The organism is Thalassotalea euphylliae, assembly GCF_042682785.1.
Taxonomy (GTDB): domain Bacteria; phylum Pseudomonadota; class Gammaproteobacteria; order Enterobacterales; family Alteromonadaceae; genus Thalassotalea_F; species Thalassotalea_F euphylliae.
The window spans coordinates 947,091-968,232 of sequence record NZ_JBHUIB010000012.1 but is presented as its reverse complement, the minus strand read 5'-3'; the positions used below and the strand labels follow the sequence as shown (position 1 = coordinate 968,232).

At 43.9% G+C, this 21,142-nt stretch carries 21 protein-coding genes; 15 read left to right on the top strand and 6 right to left on the bottom strand.

The window, feature by feature from the left end; genetic code table 11:
- Positions 1-4: 4 nt before the first annotated feature.
- The 3 genes from lpxK to ACFSJY_RS18850 all read right to left on the bottom strand — a co-directional run bounded on the left by lpxK (position 5) and on the right by ACFSJY_RS18850 (position 5,231).
- The gene (lpxK, locus tag ACFSJY_RS18860; RefSeq protein WP_386038140.1) at positions 5-1,024 is read right to left on the bottom strand and encodes a tetraacyldisaccharide 4'-kinase; all 1,020 of its coding nucleotides are present in this window, start codon (positions 1,022-1,024) and stop codon (positions 5-7) included.
- A 2-nt stretch (positions 1,025-1,026) separates the two neighbouring features.
- Complete coding sequence (gene msbA, locus ACFSJY_RS18855; protein WP_386038137.1) at positions 1,027-2,769, bottom strand: lipid A export permease/ATP-binding protein MsbA; 1,743 nt, start codon at positions 2,767-2,769, stop codon at positions 1,027-1,029.
- A gap of 74 nt (positions 2,770-2,843) precedes the next feature.
- The gene (locus tag ACFSJY_RS18850) at positions 2,844-5,231 is read right to left on the bottom strand and encodes a DNA internalization-related competence protein ComEC/Rec2 (RefSeq protein ID WP_386038134.1); all 2,388 of its coding nucleotides are present in this window, start codon (positions 5,229-5,231) and stop codon (positions 2,844-2,846) included.
- Positions 5,232-5,269: 38 nt separating this feature from the next.
- Here ACFSJY_RS18850 and ACFSJY_RS18845 point away from each other — a divergent pair, with 38 nt between their 5' ends.
- From ACFSJY_RS18845 to ACFSJY_RS18820, 6 genes are all read left to right on the top strand, one after another.
- Positions 5,270-5,779 (top strand): DUF2062 domain-containing protein, encoded by a 510-nt coding sequence (locus ACFSJY_RS18845; RefSeq protein WP_386038131.1) that lies wholly within the window; start codon positions 5,270-5,272, stop codon positions 5,777-5,779.
- A gap of 218 nt (positions 5,780-5,997) precedes the next feature.
- The gene (rsmE, locus tag ACFSJY_RS18840) at positions 5,998-6,726 is read left to right on the top strand and encodes a 16S rRNA (uracil(1498)-N(3))-methyltransferase (RefSeq protein ID WP_386038128.1); all 729 of its coding nucleotides are present in this window, start codon (positions 5,998-6,000) and stop codon (positions 6,724-6,726) included.
- A 25-nt stretch (positions 6,727-6,751) separates the two neighbouring features.
- The gene (gene gshB / locus ACFSJY_RS18835) at positions 6,752-7,702 is read left to right on the top strand and encodes a glutathione synthase (protein WP_386038125.1); all 951 of its coding nucleotides are present in this window, start codon (positions 6,752-6,754) and stop codon (positions 7,700-7,702) included.
- Positions 7,703-7,731: 29 nt separating this feature from the next.
- Complete coding sequence (locus ACFSJY_RS18830; RefSeq protein WP_386038122.1) at positions 7,732-8,286, top strand: YqgE/AlgH family protein; 555 nt, start codon at positions 7,732-7,734, stop codon at positions 8,284-8,286.
- Between the two features lie 2 nt (positions 8,287-8,288).
- On the top strand, positions 8,289-8,732 hold the full coding sequence (gene ruvX, locus ACFSJY_RS18825) for a Holliday junction resolvase RuvX (protein WP_386038119.1): 444 nt from the start codon (positions 8,289-8,291) through the stop codon (positions 8,730-8,732).
- Positions 8,733-8,819: 87 nt separating this feature from the next.
- Positions 8,820-9,758: an AEC family transporter gene (locus ACFSJY_RS18820; RefSeq protein WP_386038116.1), complete on the top strand. Its 939-nt coding sequence runs from the start codon at positions 8,820-8,822 to the stop codon at positions 9,756-9,758.
- A 69-nt stretch (positions 9,759-9,827) separates the two neighbouring features.
- On the opposite strand, the gene ACFSJY_RS18815 is transcribed toward ACFSJY_RS18820, so the two are convergent.
- Complete coding sequence (locus ACFSJY_RS18815) at positions 9,828-10,967, bottom strand: PilT/PilU family type 4a pilus ATPase (RefSeq protein WP_386038113.1); 1,140 nt, start codon at positions 10,965-10,967, stop codon at positions 9,828-9,830.
- Positions 10,968-11,011: 44 nt separating this feature from the next.
- The gene (locus ACFSJY_RS18810; RefSeq protein WP_386038110.1) at positions 11,012-12,055 is read right to left on the bottom strand and encodes a type IV pilus twitching motility protein PilT; all 1,044 of its coding nucleotides are present in this window, start codon (positions 12,053-12,055) and stop codon (positions 11,012-11,014) included.
- 35 nt (positions 12,056-12,090) lie between these two features.
- On the opposite strand from ACFSJY_RS18810, the gene ACFSJY_RS18805 reads away from it, so the two are divergent.
- The 4 genes from ACFSJY_RS18805 (at position 12,091) to ACFSJY_RS18790 (ending at position 14,733) form a co-directional block, all read left to right on the top strand.
- Positions 12,091-12,762 carry a YggS family pyridoxal phosphate-dependent enzyme gene (locus tag ACFSJY_RS18805; protein WP_386038107.1) on the top strand — a complete coding sequence of 224 codons (672 nt, stop codon included), beginning with the start codon at positions 12,091-12,093 and terminating at the stop codon, positions 12,760-12,762.
- A 35-nt stretch (positions 12,763-12,797) separates the two neighbouring features.
- Positions 12,798-13,610 carry a pyrroline-5-carboxylate reductase gene (gene proC / locus ACFSJY_RS18800; RefSeq protein WP_386038104.1) on the top strand — a complete coding sequence of 271 codons (813 nt, stop codon included), beginning with the start codon at positions 12,798-12,800 and terminating at the stop codon, positions 13,608-13,610.
- Between the two features lie 83 nt (positions 13,611-13,693).
- Positions 13,694-14,242 (top strand): YggT family protein, encoded by a 549-nt coding sequence (locus tag ACFSJY_RS18795; protein ID WP_386038101.1) that lies wholly within the window; start codon positions 13,694-13,696, stop codon positions 14,240-14,242.
- Positions 14,243-14,292: 50 nt separating this feature from the next.
- Positions 14,293-14,733, top strand: a complete 441-nt coding sequence (locus tag ACFSJY_RS18790; RefSeq protein ID WP_386038098.1) for a DUF4426 domain-containing protein — start codon at positions 14,293-14,295, stop codon at positions 14,731-14,733.
- 41 nt (positions 14,734-14,774) lie between these two features.
- On the opposite strand, the gene ACFSJY_RS18785 is transcribed toward ACFSJY_RS18790, so the two are convergent.
- Positions 14,775-15,686 carry an EamA family transporter gene (locus ACFSJY_RS18785; protein ID WP_386038095.1) on the bottom strand — a complete coding sequence of 304 codons (912 nt, stop codon included), beginning with the start codon at positions 15,684-15,686 and terminating at the stop codon, positions 14,775-14,777.
- 194 nt (positions 15,687-15,880) lie between these two features.
- Between ACFSJY_RS18785 and ACFSJY_RS18780 the strand changes: the two genes are divergently transcribed.
- The 5 genes from ACFSJY_RS18780 to ACFSJY_RS18760 all read left to right on the top strand — a co-directional run bounded on the left by ACFSJY_RS18780 (position 15,881) and on the right by ACFSJY_RS18760 (position 20,781).
- Positions 15,881-16,465, top strand: a complete 585-nt coding sequence (locus ACFSJY_RS18780) for an XTP/dITP diphosphatase (RefSeq protein ID WP_386038092.1) — start codon at positions 15,881-15,883, stop codon at positions 16,463-16,465.
- 16 nt (positions 16,466-16,481) lie between these two features.
- Complete coding sequence (gene hemW, locus ACFSJY_RS18775) at positions 16,482-17,633, top strand: radical SAM family heme chaperone HemW (RefSeq protein WP_386038089.1); 1,152 nt, start codon at positions 16,482-16,484, stop codon at positions 17,631-17,633.
- Positions 17,634-18,155, top strand: coding sequence for a tRNA adenosine(34) deaminase TadA (gene tadA / locus ACFSJY_RS18770; protein ID WP_386038086.1), 522 nt, complete (start codon positions 17,634-17,636; stop codon positions 18,153-18,155). It abuts the gene before it with no gap.
- Positions 18,133-18,615, top strand: a complete 483-nt coding sequence (locus ACFSJY_RS18765) for an arginine repressor (RefSeq protein WP_386038083.1) — start codon at positions 18,133-18,135, stop codon at positions 18,613-18,615. The genes tadA and ACFSJY_RS18765 overlap by 23 nt, the downstream gene beginning before the upstream one ends.
- A 204-nt stretch (positions 18,616-18,819) precedes the next feature.
- Positions 18,820-20,781 (top strand): YHYH protein, encoded by a 1,962-nt coding sequence (locus tag ACFSJY_RS18760; protein ID WP_386038080.1) that lies wholly within the window; start codon positions 18,820-18,822, stop codon positions 20,779-20,781.
- The last annotated feature ends 361 nt before the right edge of the window (positions 20,782-21,142 follow it).

The window sequence follows — 21,142 nt, the reverse complement described above, 5'->3', positions numbered from 1 at the left end:
CTCTTTATATTCTGCCCGCGACTGCAAGCAATAGATTTTCTAATTGTTGTTTATTATTGTCAGCAAAATCAGCGGAAACAGCAAGGTACCACCACTGTTCACTTGCGAATGCTTGACACTTAACTGCGTCTTTTTCAGTCATCACGAGGGGAAGCTCGCCCAATGAAGATAGCTCAGCTTCGCTGTATGCATGATGATCATCAAAACCAACGCATTGATTTGTCTTCAATTGATGCTGATGTAACGTAGTAAAGAACCGTTCAGGGTCGCCAATTGCTGCCACAGCATTGACTGACGGATACTGAGTGTTGAACGCTTCAATACTCAGCTTCTCTCCTGTTTTTATATTAATTATTTGTTGCGGTAAAAGTGACATATCTAGCTGCTCTGTTGCCACTTCACTTGTTCTATCTGTTTTTCCGTTGACAACTATTAAGTCAGCAGTAGGAAGTCGCCATTTTCCTTCCCTGAGCGGGCCTGCCGGTATAAGCAAACCATTGCCAAACTCTCGCTTGCCATCAACAACGATGATCTCAGCTTGGCGTTTCATTTTGTAGTGCTGTAAGCCATCATCAGCCAATACTAATTCACACCCCTGCTGTGCAAGTTTCTCAACCGCAGCAAGTCTATCGGGACCAACCGCAACAGGCACATGACAGCGAGAATAAATCATCATTGGCTCGTCACCCGCAAGCGCTGCAGTACTCGTATTATCAAGCAAATAAGGGTAATGTGGCGCTTTGCCACCATAGCCCCTGCTCACGAGCCCAACCTTAATGCCGAGGACCTGACAGAGTTCAATCAGATAAATGGCTAGCGGCGTTTTTCCATTTCCACCTACCCCGATATTCCCAATCACAATAACAGGGCATGCAGGTGGTTTTGAGGCTAAAATGCCTATTTGAAAGAGTATTCGACGACATGCGGAAAGCAATGCAAACAATAACGTCAACGGAAATAGTAAAGGCACCAAAACGTATTTAGCAGGATGCCCCTGAAACCATACTCGCTCAATCAGCCGCATAATTACTGACCAAATTGAAATTGGTGCAACTGCGCGTATGCACCTTCTTGTGCAAGCAGTGATTCATGGTTGCCTTGCTCGATGACTTGTCCTTGGTCGAGCACTAAAATTTTATCAGCATTCTCAATGGTTGATAAACGGTGAGCAATGACAATACTTGTTCTATTCTTACGCAAGGTTTCCAATGCGTCCTGAATATGACGCTCAGACTCGGTGTCCAACGCACTTGTAGCCTCGTCGAGAATCAAGAATGGCGCATCACATAATAACGCTCTAGCAATCGCTACGCGTTGGCGCTGACCACCAGATAATAAAGCACCGTTTTCACCAACGTCACTGTCTAAACCATCGGCAAGCTGTTCTGCAAATTCCGTGACATGTGCTTTTCGAGCGGCTTCTTCAATTTCTTCACGTGTCGCGTCTGGTTTACCATAAGCAATGTTGTTAGCGATACTGTCGTTAAACAAAACAACCTGTTGAGACACATAGGCAAACTGGTGACGAATATCCTTCAAGTGATATGCGTTTATATCTACGCCATCAATAAGTACGTTGCCGTGGGTGGCTTTATAAAAGCGAAGCAATAGCGAAATAGTGGTCGATTTACCACTACCTGAACGCCCTACTAACGCAATAGTTTCACCGGGCTCAGCAGTAAAATTTAAGTTCTGTAGTGAAGGCGTTTCTTCACCTTCGTAATAAAAATCAACGTTATCAAATGTGAGTTGGCCCTTTGATCTTGTTAATGTTTTCTCGCCAAGATCTTCCTCTATTTTTTCATCGAGAACGGCGAAGATGCTGGAACAAGCCGCCATACCGCGTTGAAATTCGCTATTTACCGTTGTGAGTAATTTCAACGGACGTAACAACATAATCATGCACGTTAACACCGTAGTGAAAGTGCCGGGCGTAAGGCTATCTTTCATGCTATCCAAATTGGCAACATAAAGCACAAAGCCTAGTGCGAAAGAGGCGATAATCTGAATAATCGGGACACTGGCAGACTTTGTCGCTACCATTTTCATACGCTGCTGGCGATTGCGATTATTGATGCCTTGGAAACGCTCGCTCTCGCGCGCTTGACCACCAAAAGTTAACACCACTTTGTGGCCATTAAAGGTTTGTTCCGCAGCGCTAGTTACTTCACCCATGGTATTTTGGATGTGCTTACTGACTTTTCGAAAGCGCTTGGATACATAGCTAACAATAACCGCAATTACCGGTGCTAACAGCAAAAAGATGGCAGAAAGCTGCCAACTGTTATAAAACATAACTATCAACAAGCCGATAACAAAAGCGCCTTGCTGTACCAAAGTTAGCAACGCTTTACTCGTTGCACGCAACACTTGTTCAGTATCAAACGTCAACTTTGAAATTAACGTACCGGTAGACTCTTTATCATGATACGCCACCGGCATATCCATTACGTGCTCGAACAAGTTCTGACGCATGTCAGTCACCACATTATTACCCATCCACGCTAAGCAATAATTGCCGACAAAGTGACAAATCCCTCGGACTATAAACATGATGACAACAAAATAAGGCGCTAGCGCCATAAATTCTGGATCTTTACCCGATAAGCCCTCGTCAATTAGCGGTTGGAGCTGAGAAAAGACAAAGCTGTCAATTGCGGCATAGCCTAGCATGCCTAAAATCGCGACAATTAATCCTGCTTTGTATGGTTTGGCATAGCCCATAAGGCGTTTGAAATCTTGCCAAGTTGAAGGCGTCGAAGAGGACATTCACACACTCATTTTTTTACAGTGGCGCTATTCTACCTTTTATTGCCACGGTTAACCAATTGATAAAGCGATTGTTAATTTGAAGTCCAATACGGCCTAACATCTTGCCGAAAGCGCGTAACCGACATTTTCTCATCGGCAAAGGTGATAGACACCATACCATTGTCGGCAGTGTTGTATGTTTGAATGCCAAAATGTTGGTAGCGAGCTTGCACTTCAGGTCGGGGCATTCGCCATTGATTAAATCGCCCTGCGCTATATATCGCTACCTTAGGTCGTAAAGTTGAAAGAAAAGGTTTCGACGAGGAAGACAGTGAACCGTGATGTGGGATGACAAGCACATCGACCTTGATATTTGGATATAGTGACAACAGTTGTTTTTCGACTTTCTTGGAAATATCCCCTGTAAGTAATAAAGACTGCTCCCCATCTGAAATGTGTAACACGCAAGAGTCATCATTTTCATCAGCCTTTTGTGCTAAAGGCCACAATACTTTCACCGTTAAGTCTTGCCAGTTAATTACATCACCGGCAATACAATTCTGCGGCATTTGTTTTACATACCCAACGCCCTGTTCAATAGATATCTTTTTAAATAGCTTTTCACTATAAGCACCGTTGAACATGACATTTGATATCTTGTATTGACTATTTATCACGTCCATACCGCCAGCATGATCACTATCATCATGGCTGACAACAAGCCAATCTATATGCGCTACTCCCAAATGCTTTAGATATGGAATAATATCTCGCTCTGCTGCGCTAAAGCCATTTGGAAACTTATTTCCAGTATCGTAAAGCAAGATCGTATTGTTTCGTCGAATAACCACAGCAAGGCCTTGACCTACATCGATAACATCTGCATACCATGTACTTGATTGTTGGCCGAACTTGAAGCCTGAGGCTGTTCCTAGTGTCAGTAAAAGTGCTCCGCTAGCCAGTAGCTTTTTCCGAGACACTGTTGGTTTAAACAATGTCGCTAGCAGTATCACCAAGACAATGAAACTGATAATAAGCACTTTATTGCTGCCTGTCGTAAACGCACTAAGCTGGTAACTGCTCAGCCATGATAGATATCCCCAAAGCAGGTTAAGTAAACCGTCAGCTAACTTAAATACTTCTAAACCTGCGCCAGACAACAATACCTCCATTATAAGCCCCAAAAACAGCAGCGGCATAACGAGAAAACTAACAACAGGCAAAGCGACCAGATTTGCCGGCAGCGACATCAAAGAAGCCTGTTGAAACAAAAATGCTGAAACAGGCGCCATAAAAACTATCAATCCCAATTGAAGAAGTACAAGATTAACAATTGGCGCTAGCCAACGATTACCTCGATAGATCGCATGTTTGAATCGCCAATAAAGGAAGCCAATAATAGAAACCGCTATATAAGACAGCCAAAAGCTCGGACTGTAAATGCTGGAAGGAATTAAGAGCACCGTTACAGATGCTGCAATTAATATCACTTGTCGCAGTGATAACCTTATTGCGCTCAGGTTTGCTAAAGCCAATACCACAACGAAAATGAGAGACCTTATGGTAGGAAGAGAAAACCCAGCTAAATAACTATATCCCCATGCTGCACAAATGCTAAAATACCATAAAAAACCAATCACATTTCTGCTTTGTAACGGCTGTTTTTTAGTATCAAGAATAAAGCGCGGTAAAATTCGCAGGGTTATCAAGCCAATAGTAAATACAAACCCAACAACTAAACCAATATGTAAGCCAGAAATTGCGACTAAATGGGCGGTGCCTGTTTTTTGCAGCACTTGCCATGTCTCGTGAGAAAATCCTGCTCGCTCCCCGAACAATAAGGCCAGTACTAAATGCCGCTGTGATATATTTTCAGTAGCACCTTCTATGCCGTGAAAAAGCGATGTCCTGAGGTTTGAACCTTTGTGCTCAATCGAAATGTCTGAATTTCGTTTGATGTGACCTGTAGCATGAATGCCCTGCTCCTTTAACCAACGAATGCGATTAAAGTTACCCGGATTTGCCGTGCCATGCGCTGGTTTTAGTTTAATAACGGCGTGAACAATTGCCCCTTGTTCAAGCGTGTTTGTGCCAGACGTTTTATCCGGTTGCCAATAAAGGCGAGCAATAATAGGTTCGTTAAGTGGTTTTGTATCGAGATGAGTTACTTGAGCAGTAAATTGCCACGTATCACTTTTTAGCGCGGGAATATTGATAACTGTCAGTTTTGCATCATACTTTTGATAACTGACAGAATTTACGTTTAACTGATTGTTTGACCATATCTGTTGATATTGATGGCCACTAAACCACAACCAAGTGACCCCCATTAAAAAGCAAAAAATGTTTCGCAATGTGTGATATTTAATTGCACCAATCAACAATACGATCAATAAACATTCATAAAAAAGCGCTGGCACTTTTGGGGTTAAAAGTGACAAAATAGCACCCATTAAAAAGCTTATTAGCCACCGTTCCATAGTGTTCAGCTAAAATTTCCTTTTTGTTGTAGAAAGTTATGCCTAAAAAAGCCATCAAACGCATCATGCCTGATCACCAAACGATCAAGTCCAATAAACACCTTCAAATTTTTGGTGACTTATTGCATAACCCCAACCTTTGGCACTTGAATCGAAAAAGTGTTGCCAAAGCATTTGCTGTCGGGCTGTTCTTTGCGTTTATCCCAGTACCATTTCAAATGGTATTAGCGGCTGGTACAGCTATTATAGTACATTCAAATTTGCCGCTATCTATTGCGCTCGTTTGGATAACCAATCCACTTACCATGCCAGCTATCTTTTATTTTTGTTACGTAGTGGGTACCTGGATCGTCGGTTCAGATAAGCAACCCTTCAATTTTGAGCCATCCTGGCAGTGGGTTGTCGATAGCGTTTCTACTATTGGCCCAGCATTTATCGTTGGCTGCGCCGCACTCTCGGTATTATTTGGACTGATTGGTTATTTTGGCATCCAGATTTTGTGGCGCCACTCAGTCGCAAAAGAGTGGAAAAAAAGGGCATCACGCTAAAAAGAAGGGTTAGACATCCTAATCGCTGCGCGTATATCACTAACGGCGCTGTTCATAGAATGTATACCCTTCGAATGCTCAATTAGTCTCAGATCCAGCTCGTTGCAATGCAATTAAAAGCATTTAGGGAAAATAGCACTGCTCCACCTTGTTTTTTATCCGTCGCGCCCCTATGTTCTAACTATCTAACAAACTGATTTTCAGGTATTAAACGCGGAATGCGCAATCCTCGAATTTATCTAGATTCTCCTTTAACCGCCAATACACAAGTTCAGTTGTCTGACGACGCTTTCGGGCATGTTGTACGTGTATTAAGACTAAACCAAGGCGACGCTATCACGCTATTCAATGGCTCAGGCAGTGACTTTCAAGCAACACTGACAGAAGTGAGTAAGAAAAAAGCGTTTGCGCAGGTCAATTCAGAAGAGCAAATTGAAAATGAATCTCCATTAAGGATTCATTTAGGTCAAGGTATTTCTCGTGGCGACAGAATGGACTTTACACTCCAAAAATCTGTCGAGTTGGGTGTATCAACTATTACACCATTGTTTACAGAGCGATGCGGCGTCAAACTTTCTGGAGAGCGCTTAGCTAAAAAACATGAGCAATGGCAAAAAATAGTAATTAGCGCCTGTGAACAAAGCGGCCGTAGCATTGTGCCTGAAGTAAAAGCACCTATTTCTCTTGAAGAATGGCTAAGCCAACAGACAAATGCGCTTAAGCTAAACTTACACCCTAGGGCTGAGCACTCAATTATGACCTTACCAGTTGAATCTACTAATGTAAGGTTGCTTATTGGCCCTGAGGGTGGTTTAAGTGATAAGGAAATTGAAGCAGCTTCCGAAGCAGCGTTTACTGGTGTATTGCTAGGGCCTCGTGTGTTAAGAACAGAAACCGCCGCGCTTACTGCAATCACTGCGCTGCAATGCCGATTTGGCGACCTATAGAATTTGACGATTAGCAGGAACTGATATGACGATTAAAATTGGCGTTGTGATGGACCCCATCTCACAAGTAAAAGTACAAAAAGACTCTTCCATGGCAATGATGTTTGAAGCACAGCGCCGTGGTTATGAGATTCATTATATCGAAATGAATGATATGTACTTAATACAAGGCCAAAGTCGCGCGAAAACCACCCTACTGACGGTTTTTGACGATACTGAAAAGTGGTATGAATTCGGCGACACACAAGACATTGCTTTAAGTGAATTAGACGCGATTTTAATGCGTAAAGATCCGCCATTTGATACTGAGTTTATCTACGCAACATATATGCTAGAGCGAGCAGAGCTTGAAGGCACACTGATTGTAAACAAGCCGCAAAGTTTGCGCGACTGTAATGAAAAGCTCTTCACTGCTTGGTTCCCAGAGCTCACTGCAAAAACACTTGTTACCCGTAATAGCCAACAAATTCGCGATTTTCACACAGAAAACAAAGATGTCATTATCAAGCCACTTGACGGCATGGGTGGCTCGTCCATTTTCCGCATAAAAGAAGGTGATGCCAACATCGGAGTGATCATTGAAACGCTGACAAATCATGGCAATCAGTACGCGATGGTACAAGAGTTTATGCCAGCGATTAAAGATGGCGACAAACGTATTTTAATTGTAGATGGCGAAGTCATGCCATACTGCTTAGCTCGTATCCCTGCAAAAGGTGAAACGCGCGGTAATCTAGCAGCTGGTGGTAGCGGCGAACCCCGCCCGCTAACGGCAAGTGATCAATTAATTGGTGAAACGATTGCACCGGAACTGAAAAAACGCGGTTTAATATTTGTTGGGCTAGATGTTATCGGTGATAGAGTGACAGAAATTAATGTGACAAGCCCTACGTGTATTCGCGAAATCGAAGCAGCATTTCCAATTAACATTGCCGGTAAATTGATGGATGCGATTGAAGAGCGTATCGGTAAATAGCTGAATAGAAATTCCAGAAAGAGGTATTAATGGAAAGTTTAGAGAACCAATTATTGATTGCTATGCCTTCGATGGAAGACTCCTTTTTTCATCGTACCGTGACCTATATCTGCGAACACAATGATGAGGGCGCGATGGGCTTAATCATTAACTTGCCTGTAAACTTAACCTTAAACGAGTTGTTAGTACAAATTGAAGCAGACAAGCCGAAAATACCATCGCTAGAGCAACTCGTGTTAACTGGTGGGCCTGTAGCTCAGCAACGGGGTTTTGTGCTTCACAGCCCTCAAAGTGGCTGGAGCAGCTCTCTCGCACTGAGCGATGAAGTTATGATAACCACGTCAAAAGACATTCTCATGGCACTGGGCACAGAACAAGCGCCACCAGAGTTTATCGTAACGCTCGGCTACGCTGGCTGGGGACCAGGACAACTTGAGCAAGAAATTAGAGACAATTCTTGGCTTACCACTCCTGCTGACAACGAAATATTATTCCACACGCCCGTAGAGCAACGTTGGCAAAAAGCGACGGAGAAGCTCGGCATTGACCTGGCGCATCTATCGTCTGATATAGGACATGCATAACCTTGGCAAAAGTTACTAAACCGCTGGGACAGCGCACTGCGATTAGTTTTGATTTTGGCATGAAATATATCGGTATAGCCGTTGGCCAAGAAATAACAGGCAGTGCGAGTGCATTGGGTAGTGTTAAAGCCAAAGACGGCATACCGCATTGGGATAATATTGGTAAATTCATTAATGAATGGCAGCCAGATTATTTAGTGATCGGCTTACCACTCAACATGGATGGTACAGAGCAACCGATAACAAAGGCGGTGAAGAAATTCGGCAACCGCCTATTCGATAAGTTTCATATCGCCATCGAATACAAAGACGAGCGGCTCACGACCGCATCCGCAAAAGAGCAACTGTTCGCACGTGGCGGTTATCGTAACCTAAAAAAAGACAATATCGACGCAGAGTCTGCAAAGCTAATTTTAGAAAGTTTTTTCGAACAACTTTATGACTAACCCTGTAAGCCAAATACGCATGAGCTTATCTGTAACTTCCGCCAAAACTAAACCATTGTGAAGCTTTACTAAGGTGCGTTTTAGTCAATGAATCTTATCCCTATTATTCTGCCGCTACTGCTAATCGCCTTGCTTGGCTTTGTTGCAGCTAAGAAAACTTGGCTTAGCCAAGAACAGTTCTCTGGGCTGAGTAAAATTACCTTCAGTATTTTTATCCCTGCATTTTTGTTTTATCGAATGGCGCAGGCTGACTTGTCAAATAAGCTAAGCCTAGATTTATTTGCATCTTTCTATTTGCCCGTGCTGCTATGCTTTGGCGTTGGCTTTGTATTCAACTATTTTCTTCACAGTGAGTACAAAAAACACTTTGCAGGTTCTGCCGTATTTGCTTTAGGCAGCAGCTACTCAAACAATGTGATTGTGGGCCTGCCGGTGCTGCTGCTGGCCATTGGCGATGATGCTTTGCCGATAATTTTCGTCATAGTCACTTTTCACAGCGCGATGTTGTTTGCGTTAACGAGTGCCATTGCCGCCATTGACGAAAAACAGTCCGCTGGATTCAACTGGTTTGGCTTTATCAAGCAGACACTTTCCAACCCTCTAGTAGCGGCAATATTGTCGGGGTTGGTAGTAAATCTTGCAGATATTGAGATTCCCTACACCGTAGGCAGATCCTTAGATTTATTGGGGCAACCGGCTATTACACTCGCTTTGCTCGCATTAGGCGCCTCTATTGCACGATATGATATTCGAGGCGAAAGACAGTTTATTGCGCTAGCAAGTCTAATAAAGCTAGTGCTGCTTCCCGGATTAGTATGGCTGTTTGCGACGAAGATTTTCATGCTTTCAACATTAGAGACTAGCGTGCTAGTTGTTCTAAGTGCCTGCCCAACCGGCGTTAATGCCTATTTGATTGCGCAAATGCACAAAGCACATCGAAAAGCAGTAGCAAGTACAGTGGTTGTCAGTACCATTGCGTCAATTATTAGCCTTCCTCTTTGGCTAATAGTGATGAACCTAGCTTAACCTTAGCTTCATTAAAAAAGGCCGCATTAAGCGGCCTTTTTTGTGTTTCATTATTGATTTGATTCTGTGCTATCGAAGATCGTCTTCTTTATCGTCTTCCATACCCGCAAGAGTCACACCCTGTAGGCCGCCTACACCACCTTGGTCGTTTGAACGAAGTTTAATCATCAAACGTAAATCGTTTGGTGAATCGGCATGATGCAGTGCATCTGCATAGTTGATTAGGCCTTGCTGATAAAGGTTAAACAAGGCTTGGTCAAAGGTCTGCATACCCAGCTCGTTTGATTTCTCCATCACCTCTTTAATACTACCAACATCACCTTTCTTGATTAGCTCTGCTATGTACGGTGAGTTAAGCAATATCTCGATTGCGGCAACACGACCATTACCATCTTTTGTTGGTACAAGCTGCTGTGCAATGATGCCTCGAAGGTTCAATGCCAAATCAAATTGGAGCTTCTGATGCTGCTCTGCCGGTACTAAGTGCATAATACGGTCAATGGCTTGGTTAGCATTGTTAGCATGCAGCGTCGCGATACATAGGTGACCGGTTTCCGCAAACGCTAGTGCGTGTTCCATAATCTCTTGGCTACGAATCTCACCAATTAGGATAACGTCTGGTGCTTGACGTAGAGAGCTTTTCAGCGCTGCGTCAAAGCTTTCAGTATCCAGCCCCACTTCACGTTGGGTGATCATGCTCTTACCGTGCTCGTGGACGAATTCCACAGGATCTTCAATCGTTAAGATATGACCGCGCGCGTTCTTATTTCGATATCCAATCAACGCCGCCATCGAGGTCGATTTACCGGTACCCGTACCACCCACGAATAGCACTAATCCACGTTTAGACATCACCACGTCTTTAAGCACTGGTGGTAAACCTAAATCATCCGCATCCGGAATGTCGGTGACGATTCGGCGAATAACCATACCCGCCATGTCACGTTGCCAAAACGCCGAGACACGGAAACGACCTATACCGTCAATTGAAATCGCGAAGTTGCACTCTTTCTCCGCATCAAATTCAGCTTTGTGTTTTTCGTTCATCGCATCATGAACCAAACCTAGTGATTGCTCAGGAGAGAGCACTTCACTGTCAATCGGTTGCAGTTCACCGTTAATTTTTGCACTCACCGGCAACTTTGCGGTGACGAACATATCCGAGGCATCTTCCTCGACCATCTTCTGTAGTAATTGATGAAAATTCATTTGAACTCCTTACAGCAAAAAGCCGGCTACTGCCGGCTATTTCCTTAGAAACCTTGGAATTGGTTTTTGTCTGCTGCTTTTGCTGCTGCGTCTTGTCTTGTAATCAATCCACGGTTAACCAGGTTAAGTAAACACTGATCCATGGTTTGCATGCCATGCGACATACCCGTTTGTATAGCAGAGTACATTTGCGCAACTTTGTCTTCACGAATCAAGTTACGAATGGCTGGAACGCCAATCATGATTTCGTGTGCAGCAACACGACCGCCACCGACTTTCTTCACTAGGGTTTGTGAAATTACGGCTCGTAGTGATTCTGACAGCATTGAACGTACCATCGATTTTTCTTCTGCAGGGAATACGTCGATAATACGGTCAATGGTTTTAGGCGCTGACGTGGTATGCAGCGTACCGAATACCAAGTGACCTGTTTCTGCCGCTGTCATTGCTAAGCGAATGGTTTCAAGGTCACGCATCTCACCAACTAGGATAACGTCGGGATCTTCACGAAGCGCTGAACGCAATGCCGCGTCAAAGCTTAAGGTGTCACGGTGCACTTCACGTTGGTTTATCAAACACATTTTGTTTTCGTGCACGAATTCGATTGGGTCTTCGATAGTGAGGATATGATCGTATTTGTTTGAATTAATGTAATCGATCATCGCCGCTAGCGTTGTCGACTTACCAGAACCTGTTGGCCCTGTTACCAGCACTAGGCCACGTGGGTTATCAGCAATGTCACGGAAAATATCAGGACAACCTAAATCTTCAAGCGTAAGAACCTTACTCGGGATAGTACGGAAAACCGCAGCTGGACCACGAGACTGGTTAAAGGCATTTACCCTGAAACGCGCGAGATTGGGTACTTCAAAAGAGAAGTCAACTTCCAAGTTTTCTTCGTATTCTTTACGTTGACGATCGCTCATAATGTCGTACACAAGTGCGTTCACGTCTTTGGCGTCGAAAGCTGGAATATTTAATTTACGAACTTCACCATCAACGCGAATAGATGGCGGAGTACCTGTCGATAAATGCAAGTCAGATGCATTATGATCAACACTAAAGGCTAATAATTCGGTAATATCCATAACAACCTCTTTTATTGGGTAATTTTATAGTTACGATGAACATTAAAGACAACTTGGTACAAATTCACCAACAAATTCAACAAGCATGTGAACAAGCAGGTCGTCACAGCACTGACGTGCAGTTGTTGGCGGTCAGTAAAACGAAGTCGGCGGACATGGTGTTGCAAGCTTATCAAGCTGGCCAACGCCACTTTGGTGAAAACTACGTACAGGAAGCGGTAGATAAAATCGCTCAATTGTCCCATCTGTCAGATATTTGCTGGCATTTTATCGGCCCTATTCAATCAAACAAAACAAAGCTTATCGCCGAAAATTTTGCTTGGGTTCACAGTGTCGACCGAGAAAAAATTGCTTCGCGTCTCAATGATCAACGGTCTAGCCAAGATACTCCCCTCAATATTTGTTTACAAGTAAATATTAGTGAAGAAGAAACAAAATCAGGCGTAACACCTGATGCATTGCCAGCACTTGCTGATTTTGTCGCCAACTGTGAACATTTGACGTTGCGCGGCTTAATGGCAATTCCACAAAAAGGTGCGACAGAAACCGCATTTAGTCAGATGAATCAACTATTTAATGACTTGAAAAAGAGGTATTCAACCATAGATACACTATCAATGGGCATGTCGAACGACTTAACCGAAGCAATAGCCAATGGTTCAACAATGGTACGCATAGGTACCGCTATTTTCGGCGCACGTAACTAACCCAGAGAGCTCTGTTTTACACTCTAGAGAACACTATGAATAAAATTGCATTTATCGGCGCGGGCAATATGAATCGCGCGATTATTCTCGGCGTCATCAATAATGGCTTCGACCCAGAAAACATTATTGTTTCCAACCCTTCACCTGAAAAACGTGAAGCTATAGCAAAAAGTCATGGTGTCAAACACACGCCTGACAATATTGAAGCCGCTGAGTTTGCTGACGTTATTGTATTGGGTGTAAAACCACACTTTATCGCACAAGTGTGTGAAGAAATAGCGTCTAAAGTTGACGTCTCTAATAAATGCATAATCTCCGTTGCCGCAGGGACAACAATGGCACAAATTCAAACAGCATTAGGTGGTGATAAATCTGTTATTCGCACGATGCCAAACACACCATCACAGCTTGGCCTTGGTGTAACTGGCGCATATGCTTCACCACAAGTTAGCCAGCAACAAAAAGCTTTTGCCGATGACATGATGAAAGCGAATGGCATTGTGAAATGGTTAACGAGTGAAGATGAAATCGATCATATTATTGCGGTTTCTGGCTCTGGCCCAGCTTACTTCTTTCTCTTTATGGAAGCGATGGCCGCTGAAGCAGAGCGCTTGGGCTTTAATGCAGACGAAGCACGCGCGCTCGTTCAGCAAACAGCATTAGGTGCTGCTCACATGGTCGTTGAAAACGACATCCCCATTGCAGAGCTTCGCGAAAATGTCACGTCCAAAGGTGGAACAACGCAAGCAGCACTAAACACCTTTACGCAAGGTGGCTTACCTGAACTTGTGAGTGATGCAATGCAAGCAGCTATCGCACGTGCCAAAGAGATGGCAAGTAACAAATAAATTTACAGTTTTTACTGATTTAGACTCGATCATCAGGTGCCAGTCACCTATGATTGAGCTGTTTTCCCTATTAGGAGTGTTTGATGGAAGCAATTAATTATTTGCTGAGATTCTTTTTCGACGCCATTGTTATGGTCTTAATCCTGCGCGTTTGGCTGCAGCTGGTTAAAGCTGATTTTTATAATCCTCTCAGTCAATTTATTGTGAAAGTAACTAATCCTCTTGTTATTCCACTTCGCCGTGTTATTCCAGGTTTTGGAGGCGTCGACTTAGCGACAATTCTGGTTGCCATCGTCTTTTCCACGCTAGAGTTTGTTGTCATTCCGGTTATCAATGGTGGCCCTGTAGATATACTCGCCGCGGCTTACTTCGGCATGCTAGCGCTTATTAAACAAGTAGGCTTCTTGTTATTTATCATTATGTTAGTAATGGCATTAATGAGCTGGGTGGTGCAAGGTTACAACCCTACCATGGTGATTTTCCAGCAACTAACAGAGCCGTTCTTACGCCCAATCCGCCGAGTGGTGCCAGTAATTGGGGGCTTAGACTTATCTATTTTGGTGGCGTTCTTGATTTTGAACGTCATTAACATTTTGTTAGGTAGCTCAATTCCTTATTGGCAAATGCTGTAACAAAGCCTGTTGACTATAATCAATAAGCCACCAACAAGAGTTTACAAGTGATGAAATTGAAAAAACTTTGGCTAGCAGCAATAACCTTAATGTTAGCCTTTATAAAAACCACTGCACACGCTGAAAATATGAAATCGATGGGTAGCATGGATATTCATTACATGGCAATTGGTGCAACCTTTTTGACCCCTAAAGTTGCACTAGCCTATGGAATTCAGCGCAGCAAATACAATGCGCTTATCAATATCAGTGTGTTAGACAACACTAAAGAAGGTAAGCCCGCAAAATCTGTTGGCATAAGTGGAACGGCACAAAATCTAACGGGTCAGTTTAAACGTTTGGATTTTGAAGAAGTACGCGAAGGCAATGCCATCTACTACTTAGCGCAAATTAACTATCGCGATAAAGAAAAAATTAAATTTGAAATAGACATTACCGACGGTAAAGAAAGGCACACACTTCAATTTAATCAAACCTTTTATGTCGATTAGTTAACGCAATATCGACAAGATAACCTTGCAAAGAGTCATCATTACGATGACTCTTTTAGTTTTCGTCCGCCAATAAATCGCTTGAACCAGCTCTCCCCTTTGGCGTTAATCACTAAACCAAACATAACCATGGCAATGCCAAGCCATTGCCCTTGAGTTATTTGTTCATTGAGAAACCACATGGCACATAAAAGCCCAACAATAGGCACTGCAAGCGTCAAAGGCGCCACTTGTCCTGCCGGGTAATGTGTCAGAAGATAGCTCCACAGGCTATAGCCTAGCATAGATGCACAAAGTGCTAGGTAAACTAAAACACCGAGTGACACTAGATTGAAATTCACTATGCTTGCCCAAATAGCGTCCTGTCCTTCAATAGCAAAGCTAGCAATAACAAAGGGAGGAATTGCGAACCAAGACGACCAAACCACTAGACCAAGGTTTGCGCGATAGCCTTTATTGTTTATAGCGCGGTTGACGACATTGCCCAGTCCCCAGGAAGCGGCTGATGCTATCGTTAAACCAAATCCTAGTGCGGTCATTTGCGTCGCTTGCTCACTTGACCCAATTACCGCAAGTCCAACGCCAGCGAGCATCATGGCCACTATTTGTGGAAGCTTTATCGCTTCTTTTAGAATCAGTGCTGAAAGAATAATGGTAAACAACGCCTGCGATTGCAGTACTAACGACGCTAACCCTGCCGGCATACCAAAAGCAATAGCAGAGAACAACAAGGCAAATTGTCCAAAACACAAACTTAATGCGTAGGCAGCCATCCATTGCCAAGGGATATCTGGCCTTTTAATAAACAAACAGCCCAGCAAAGCGACCATAATAAACCGCCCTGCTCCCATCATAAGTGGCGGCATATGCTCTACCCCCCAGGCGATCACGACAAAGTTGAAACCCCAGATAGATATAATGACTAACGCTAACAAGCTATCTTTTAATGACATTCGCTCTCCTTGAATAGATACATCTGTGGGAATGAAGGGGCAACTAAAATATCAACAAAGCTGACCAAAAAAAATACACAGTTACGCATCTAATTGCTGCTCAATCTGTGTAGGCTGGAATGCCGCGCTTTGCTATTCAGTGATAACGAATCGCTGTATAATGCGCGACAATTTCATTCCACAAAGACATCTTCATGACAACAATCGTTTTAGCGACAGGCAATCAAGGTAAAGTAAAAGAGCTTGGAAACCTGCTTTCCACACATAACATTGAAGTGGTTGCACAAAGTGAGTTCAACGTGCCAGATGTGCTGGAAACCGGCACTACCTTCGTTGAAAATGCGATTATTAAAGCACGTCATGCAGCAAAAATAACGGGTAAACCTGCCATAGCTGATGATTCAGGGTTAGAGGTAGATGCGTTGCAAGGAGCGCCTGGCGTCTATTCAGCCCGTTACGCTGGAGATAATGCAAGTGATGCAGACAACAATGCTAAGTTACTCGATGCGTTACAAGGTGTTGAAGAAGCAAAACGTACCGCACGTTTTCATTGTGTATTGGTATATATGCGCCATGCTGATGACCCAACACCTGTGATTTGCCATGGTGTTTGGGAGGGCTCAATGTTAACTGAGGCGCGCGGTGAACAAGGCTTTGGTTACGACCCTCTATTCTGGGTCGCATCAGATCAATGCTCTTCTGCAGAGCTTAGCCGTGATCGTAAGGGCCAGTTGAGCCACCGCGGTAAAGCCTTAGCTGAACTCGTTAAACACTTCTAAGCGTGTCGCTATTACTATGAGTTTATTGTCTGCACCACCACTTTCCCTCTACATCCATATACCTTGGTGTGTAGAGAAGTGCCCTTATTGCGACTTCAATTCGCACGCCTTGCGTGGTGACATTCCCGAAGACGAATATGTCACAGCGCTCATCAAAGACTTAGATGACGATATCACTCGGTTTTCGCTACAAGGTCGCACGTTACATAGCATTTTTATTGGTGGTGGTACGCCAAGTTTGTTTTCACCTGCAACGATTGAGTCTTTACTATCACAGGTATTTGCGCGTTTTGATAAACAAGAAAATATCGAAGTCACCCTAGAGGCAAACCCCGGTACAGTTGAAGCCAAAAAGTTTGATGGTTTCGCTAAGGCAGGTGTTTCTCGTCTGTCTATCGGCGTGCAGAGTTTTGGTTCAGATAAACTTATTCAACTTGGTCGTATTCATGACCCCAAGCAAGCGATTAATGCCGCTAAATTGGCGAAAAATTGCGGTGTAAAAAGCTTCAATTTAGATTTAATGCACGGATTGCCGTCACAACACGTTGGCCAAGCACTTGACGATTTAAAGCAAGCAATTGCATTAGAACCAGACCATATTTCCTGGTATCAACTCACTATTGAACCTAATACATCGTTTTATTCAAAGCCTCCTCAGCTCCCAGAAGATGAGACCTTGTGGGATATACAAGAGCAAGGTCAAGCATTACTGGCTGAAGCAGGATATACCCAATATGAGATTTCGGCATATAGTAAAACCAACAAGCAAAGTGCACATAATCTTAACTACTGGCGCTTTGGTGATTACCTAGGCATTGGCTGTGGTGCGCACGGTAAAGTCACCGACGTTAACACGGGCAACATTTACCGAACGGTAAAAGTGAAGCACCCCAAAGGTTATTTAACAAAAGGCAGAGACGCACTGGACCATTTAAATACCGTGAGTGATGATGAGCTTCCCTTTGAGTTTATGATAAATCAGTTGCGACTACGCGAGTCCTTTTCACTTGAACAATTTGAGCAAACCACAGGCTTAGCCTGTGACGTTATTTTGCCAACGCTATCTACCCTTGCTGATAAAGGCCTAATGTCGAATCAGAGTGAGCAATGGCAAGTCACTCAATTAGGTCACCGCTACTTAAACTCTGTGTTAGAGGCTTTTCTATAAATGACTGAGTTAACCGAACAAGACCGTAAGTTCATGGCAAGGGCGATGGAACTTGCTACGGAAGCAGAAAAGCACAATGAAATTCCTGTTGGCGCTGTTGTCGTTTATCAAGGAGAGATTGTCGGCGAAGGTTTTAATCAATCAATTATGCTCAACGACCCTTCTGCTCATGCTGAAATGTTAGCGATTCGCCAAGCCGGTCAAGCGCTTGATAATTATCGACTGATTGACTGCACCTTGTATGTGACACTAGAACCTTGCCCAATGTGTGCGGGTTTATTAGTCCACAGCCGTGTAAAACGCATCGTGTATGGCGCAAACGACGAAAAAACAGGCGCAACAGGTACAGTATTCAACCTCGCGCAAAGCCCGTTGCTAAATCATCAAATAGATGTTGATGCTGGCTTGATGCAAGACGAATGTTCCTCTATGCTGTCTTCTTTTTTTAAGCGTCGAAGACAAGAAATCAAAGCCGCCAAAAAGTTAGCTAAGCAAGAACATGACACAAGCGAAAACCAATAGCGAACAGCAGTTACTGCAAGTTTTTAAATCGTTAATCAAACAAGGTACCTACCGCTCACAAGACGAGCTGGCGCAAGCTTTAGCACAGCAAGGTTTTGATAACGTATCTCAATCTAAAGTATCTCGAATGCTCGCTAAGTTAGGCGCGGTGAAAACCCGTAATAGCCAAAATGAGATTTGCTATAACTTACCGGATGCCTTGATTATCCCTAAAACCAAGCACCCTATTGAAACTATCGCGCTTGATTTAAAACACAACAATTATCAGATCATCTTAAAAACCGGTACTGGCGGTGCGCCATTAATGGCACGTGTTTTAGATTCATTAGAAGAGTCTATCGGTATCATGGGTACTATCGCTGGCGACGACACCGTACTTATCATTCCAGAAGACATCGAAAACATTGAAGAAATATCTGCTGCCATCATTGATATGCTAGGCATTCCAACCAAGCGCTAGTCGCTTGGTTGCTTGAAAAACATTCTCCAACACCGATTCAAAAAACTTCCTCATTATTTGCACATTCCCGTAACCCATTAAATAGTAAAAGGTTTTAAGGAAAAACAGGCGTTTTTCAATATTACGTGAATTTCCCCCTATTCATTTTTCTGCACATTCTGCGCACTATACTGATATACCAAAGACAAAGATGTAGGGGTAGCTATGACACTTTCTAAATTTGCCTTATCAGCAATCACTTCGGCAATTATTTTAACGGGCTGTGGTGGCGGTGGCGGCGGCTCATCAAGCAGCTCAACGAATGATTCAACAACCACACCTACGCCGACGAATAACGCTCCTGTAGCGAACGCAGGACAAGATCAAAGCGTAGTGGCTGAAACTCAGGTATCGCTCTCTGGTGCAGCAAGCAGTGATGCCGATGGCGACTCGTTAACCTACAGTTGGGCAATCAACTCTGCACCTTCTGGCTCTGCAGCGGCATTGAGCAACGCCACCAGCGAAGTCACAACGCTGACACCTGATGTTGCTGGGGAATACCAAATAGCCTTAACCGTCAACGACGGCACTATTGATTCTTCTCCCGATATAGTCGTTATTACCGTGAGTGAACCGACAACCAGTGAAAATAGCGTCCCTATTGCTAATGCTGGTAGCGACCAAGCGATTAGCCTTGGTCAATCGATAACGTTGGACGGAAGCCAAAGTACAGATGCTGATGGTGATGCATTGTCTTACTCGTGGCAAATAGCGAGCAAGCCTGATAGCAGCGCACTCGTGTTAACAAACAACACCAGTGCAAACATAGACATTACACCGGATATTGCTGGCACTTATAGCTTTTCACTTATCGTGAACGATGGCCAAATAGACTCAGTGGCAGACAGCGTTTTAATTAATGTGTCTGAAGCTTCCGCCGGAAACAATGCCCCTATTTCAATTGCGGGCAACGATCAAACAGTGAATGTAGATGAAAGTGTTGCCCTTGTTGGCAGCAACAGTAGCGATGCTGATGGCGATTCACTCGCGTTTACCTGGTCGATATCGTCTTTACCACTTGGCAGCAGAGCAGAACTTAGTGATGCTTCATCTGCTGATACCTCTTTTACGCCGGACACCAGTGGTGAGTATGTGCTTACCTTGCAGGTAGACGATGGAGAATTAACGGATTCATCTCAAACAACTATCACTGTGCAAGCAAATAACCTCGATATTACAGACAAGATATTTGTTAAACGCTCGGACACATGTGCTGATTATGTTGGCACTTACCAATCAACGGTAGAAGACATTCGCCGAAGCATGTCTTTTTCTGGCTCGGTCGAAATCACAGCAAGTGCTAGCGAGTGCACTGTGGTGATGAACCAGATCCCAAATCATGATTTCAATGACAACTCAGGTCGCTTTGCGACTGACGTTAGTGAGCTCAATGAGAACTACCGCTTAACAGTGAACCCCACATTTTCGGGTACTGAACGTTATCTAGAACTTGGGGTAACCGAAGGTGTCATGCTTAACGGTGTAACCTTAGATATATTGCCGGCCGCATGTTATGCCGTTGGCTCTGAGCCACTGGGCGAAGAGAAAATTGGTTGTGGTCAAGACCAAATTGATAACCCTTGGCGCTACGACCCTATGTCGCCCTTAAACACATTCGGTACTGACGCACATAACGCCCATACCCAACCAACAGGAAAATATCACTATCACGCGAACCCTGTTGCTATGTTCAGCCAAAATTGCGCAGATGGCAGCCCATCAGCCGTTATTGGCTTTGCCGCGGACGGATTCCCTATTTTTGGTAGCTGTTTTACCGACCCATCAACTGGCGAAGTTCGCAAAGCAACTGCGAGCTATCAACTGAAAGACAATGGTGGTCCTCGCCAAGACGTAGCAGGCTACACTACACCTGTTGCAGGTGAAGGAGCTATTGCCAGTGCGAATTATGATGGCCAATTCCGTGGTGACTGGGAATACGTAGACGGCACTGGCGATCTCGACGAATGTAACGGGATGACTGTTGAAGGACAATATGGCTATTACGTCACTGACAGCTATCCATGGGTGATTAACTGCTTTAAAGGCTCAGTAAATAATACGTTTGGGCGCAGTGAAGAACTTGAGCGCCGAACACACAGCCATGGCGATGTAACGCACAGCCATTAAATTTCCTGCAGTAGTAACGACAAGGACGTCGACCTTCTGCACACAGTTTCACAGGCAAAGCATGTCGTAAACAAAAAACCGCGTAAGTGTTGAGCTAATGGTTGTGTGGGTTGGGATATAGGTAAGTAAAATTATCGATTAACAATAAAACAGGCAACTGCCTGATGGCATTAGGATTCCATCAGGCACTGTTTGAAATACGTCTGGCGACGATTACAGATCTTACGTTGTGTATCACGTAACATCTTCTTGCGTTGAACGCTTAGCTGAATTCTGCGGCGATTAAGCGGCATAAACAACCTCCTTTTAGTCATTGAATATCAAACTCCGTCATTATGAAAAAGAAATATTACCCTTTCAT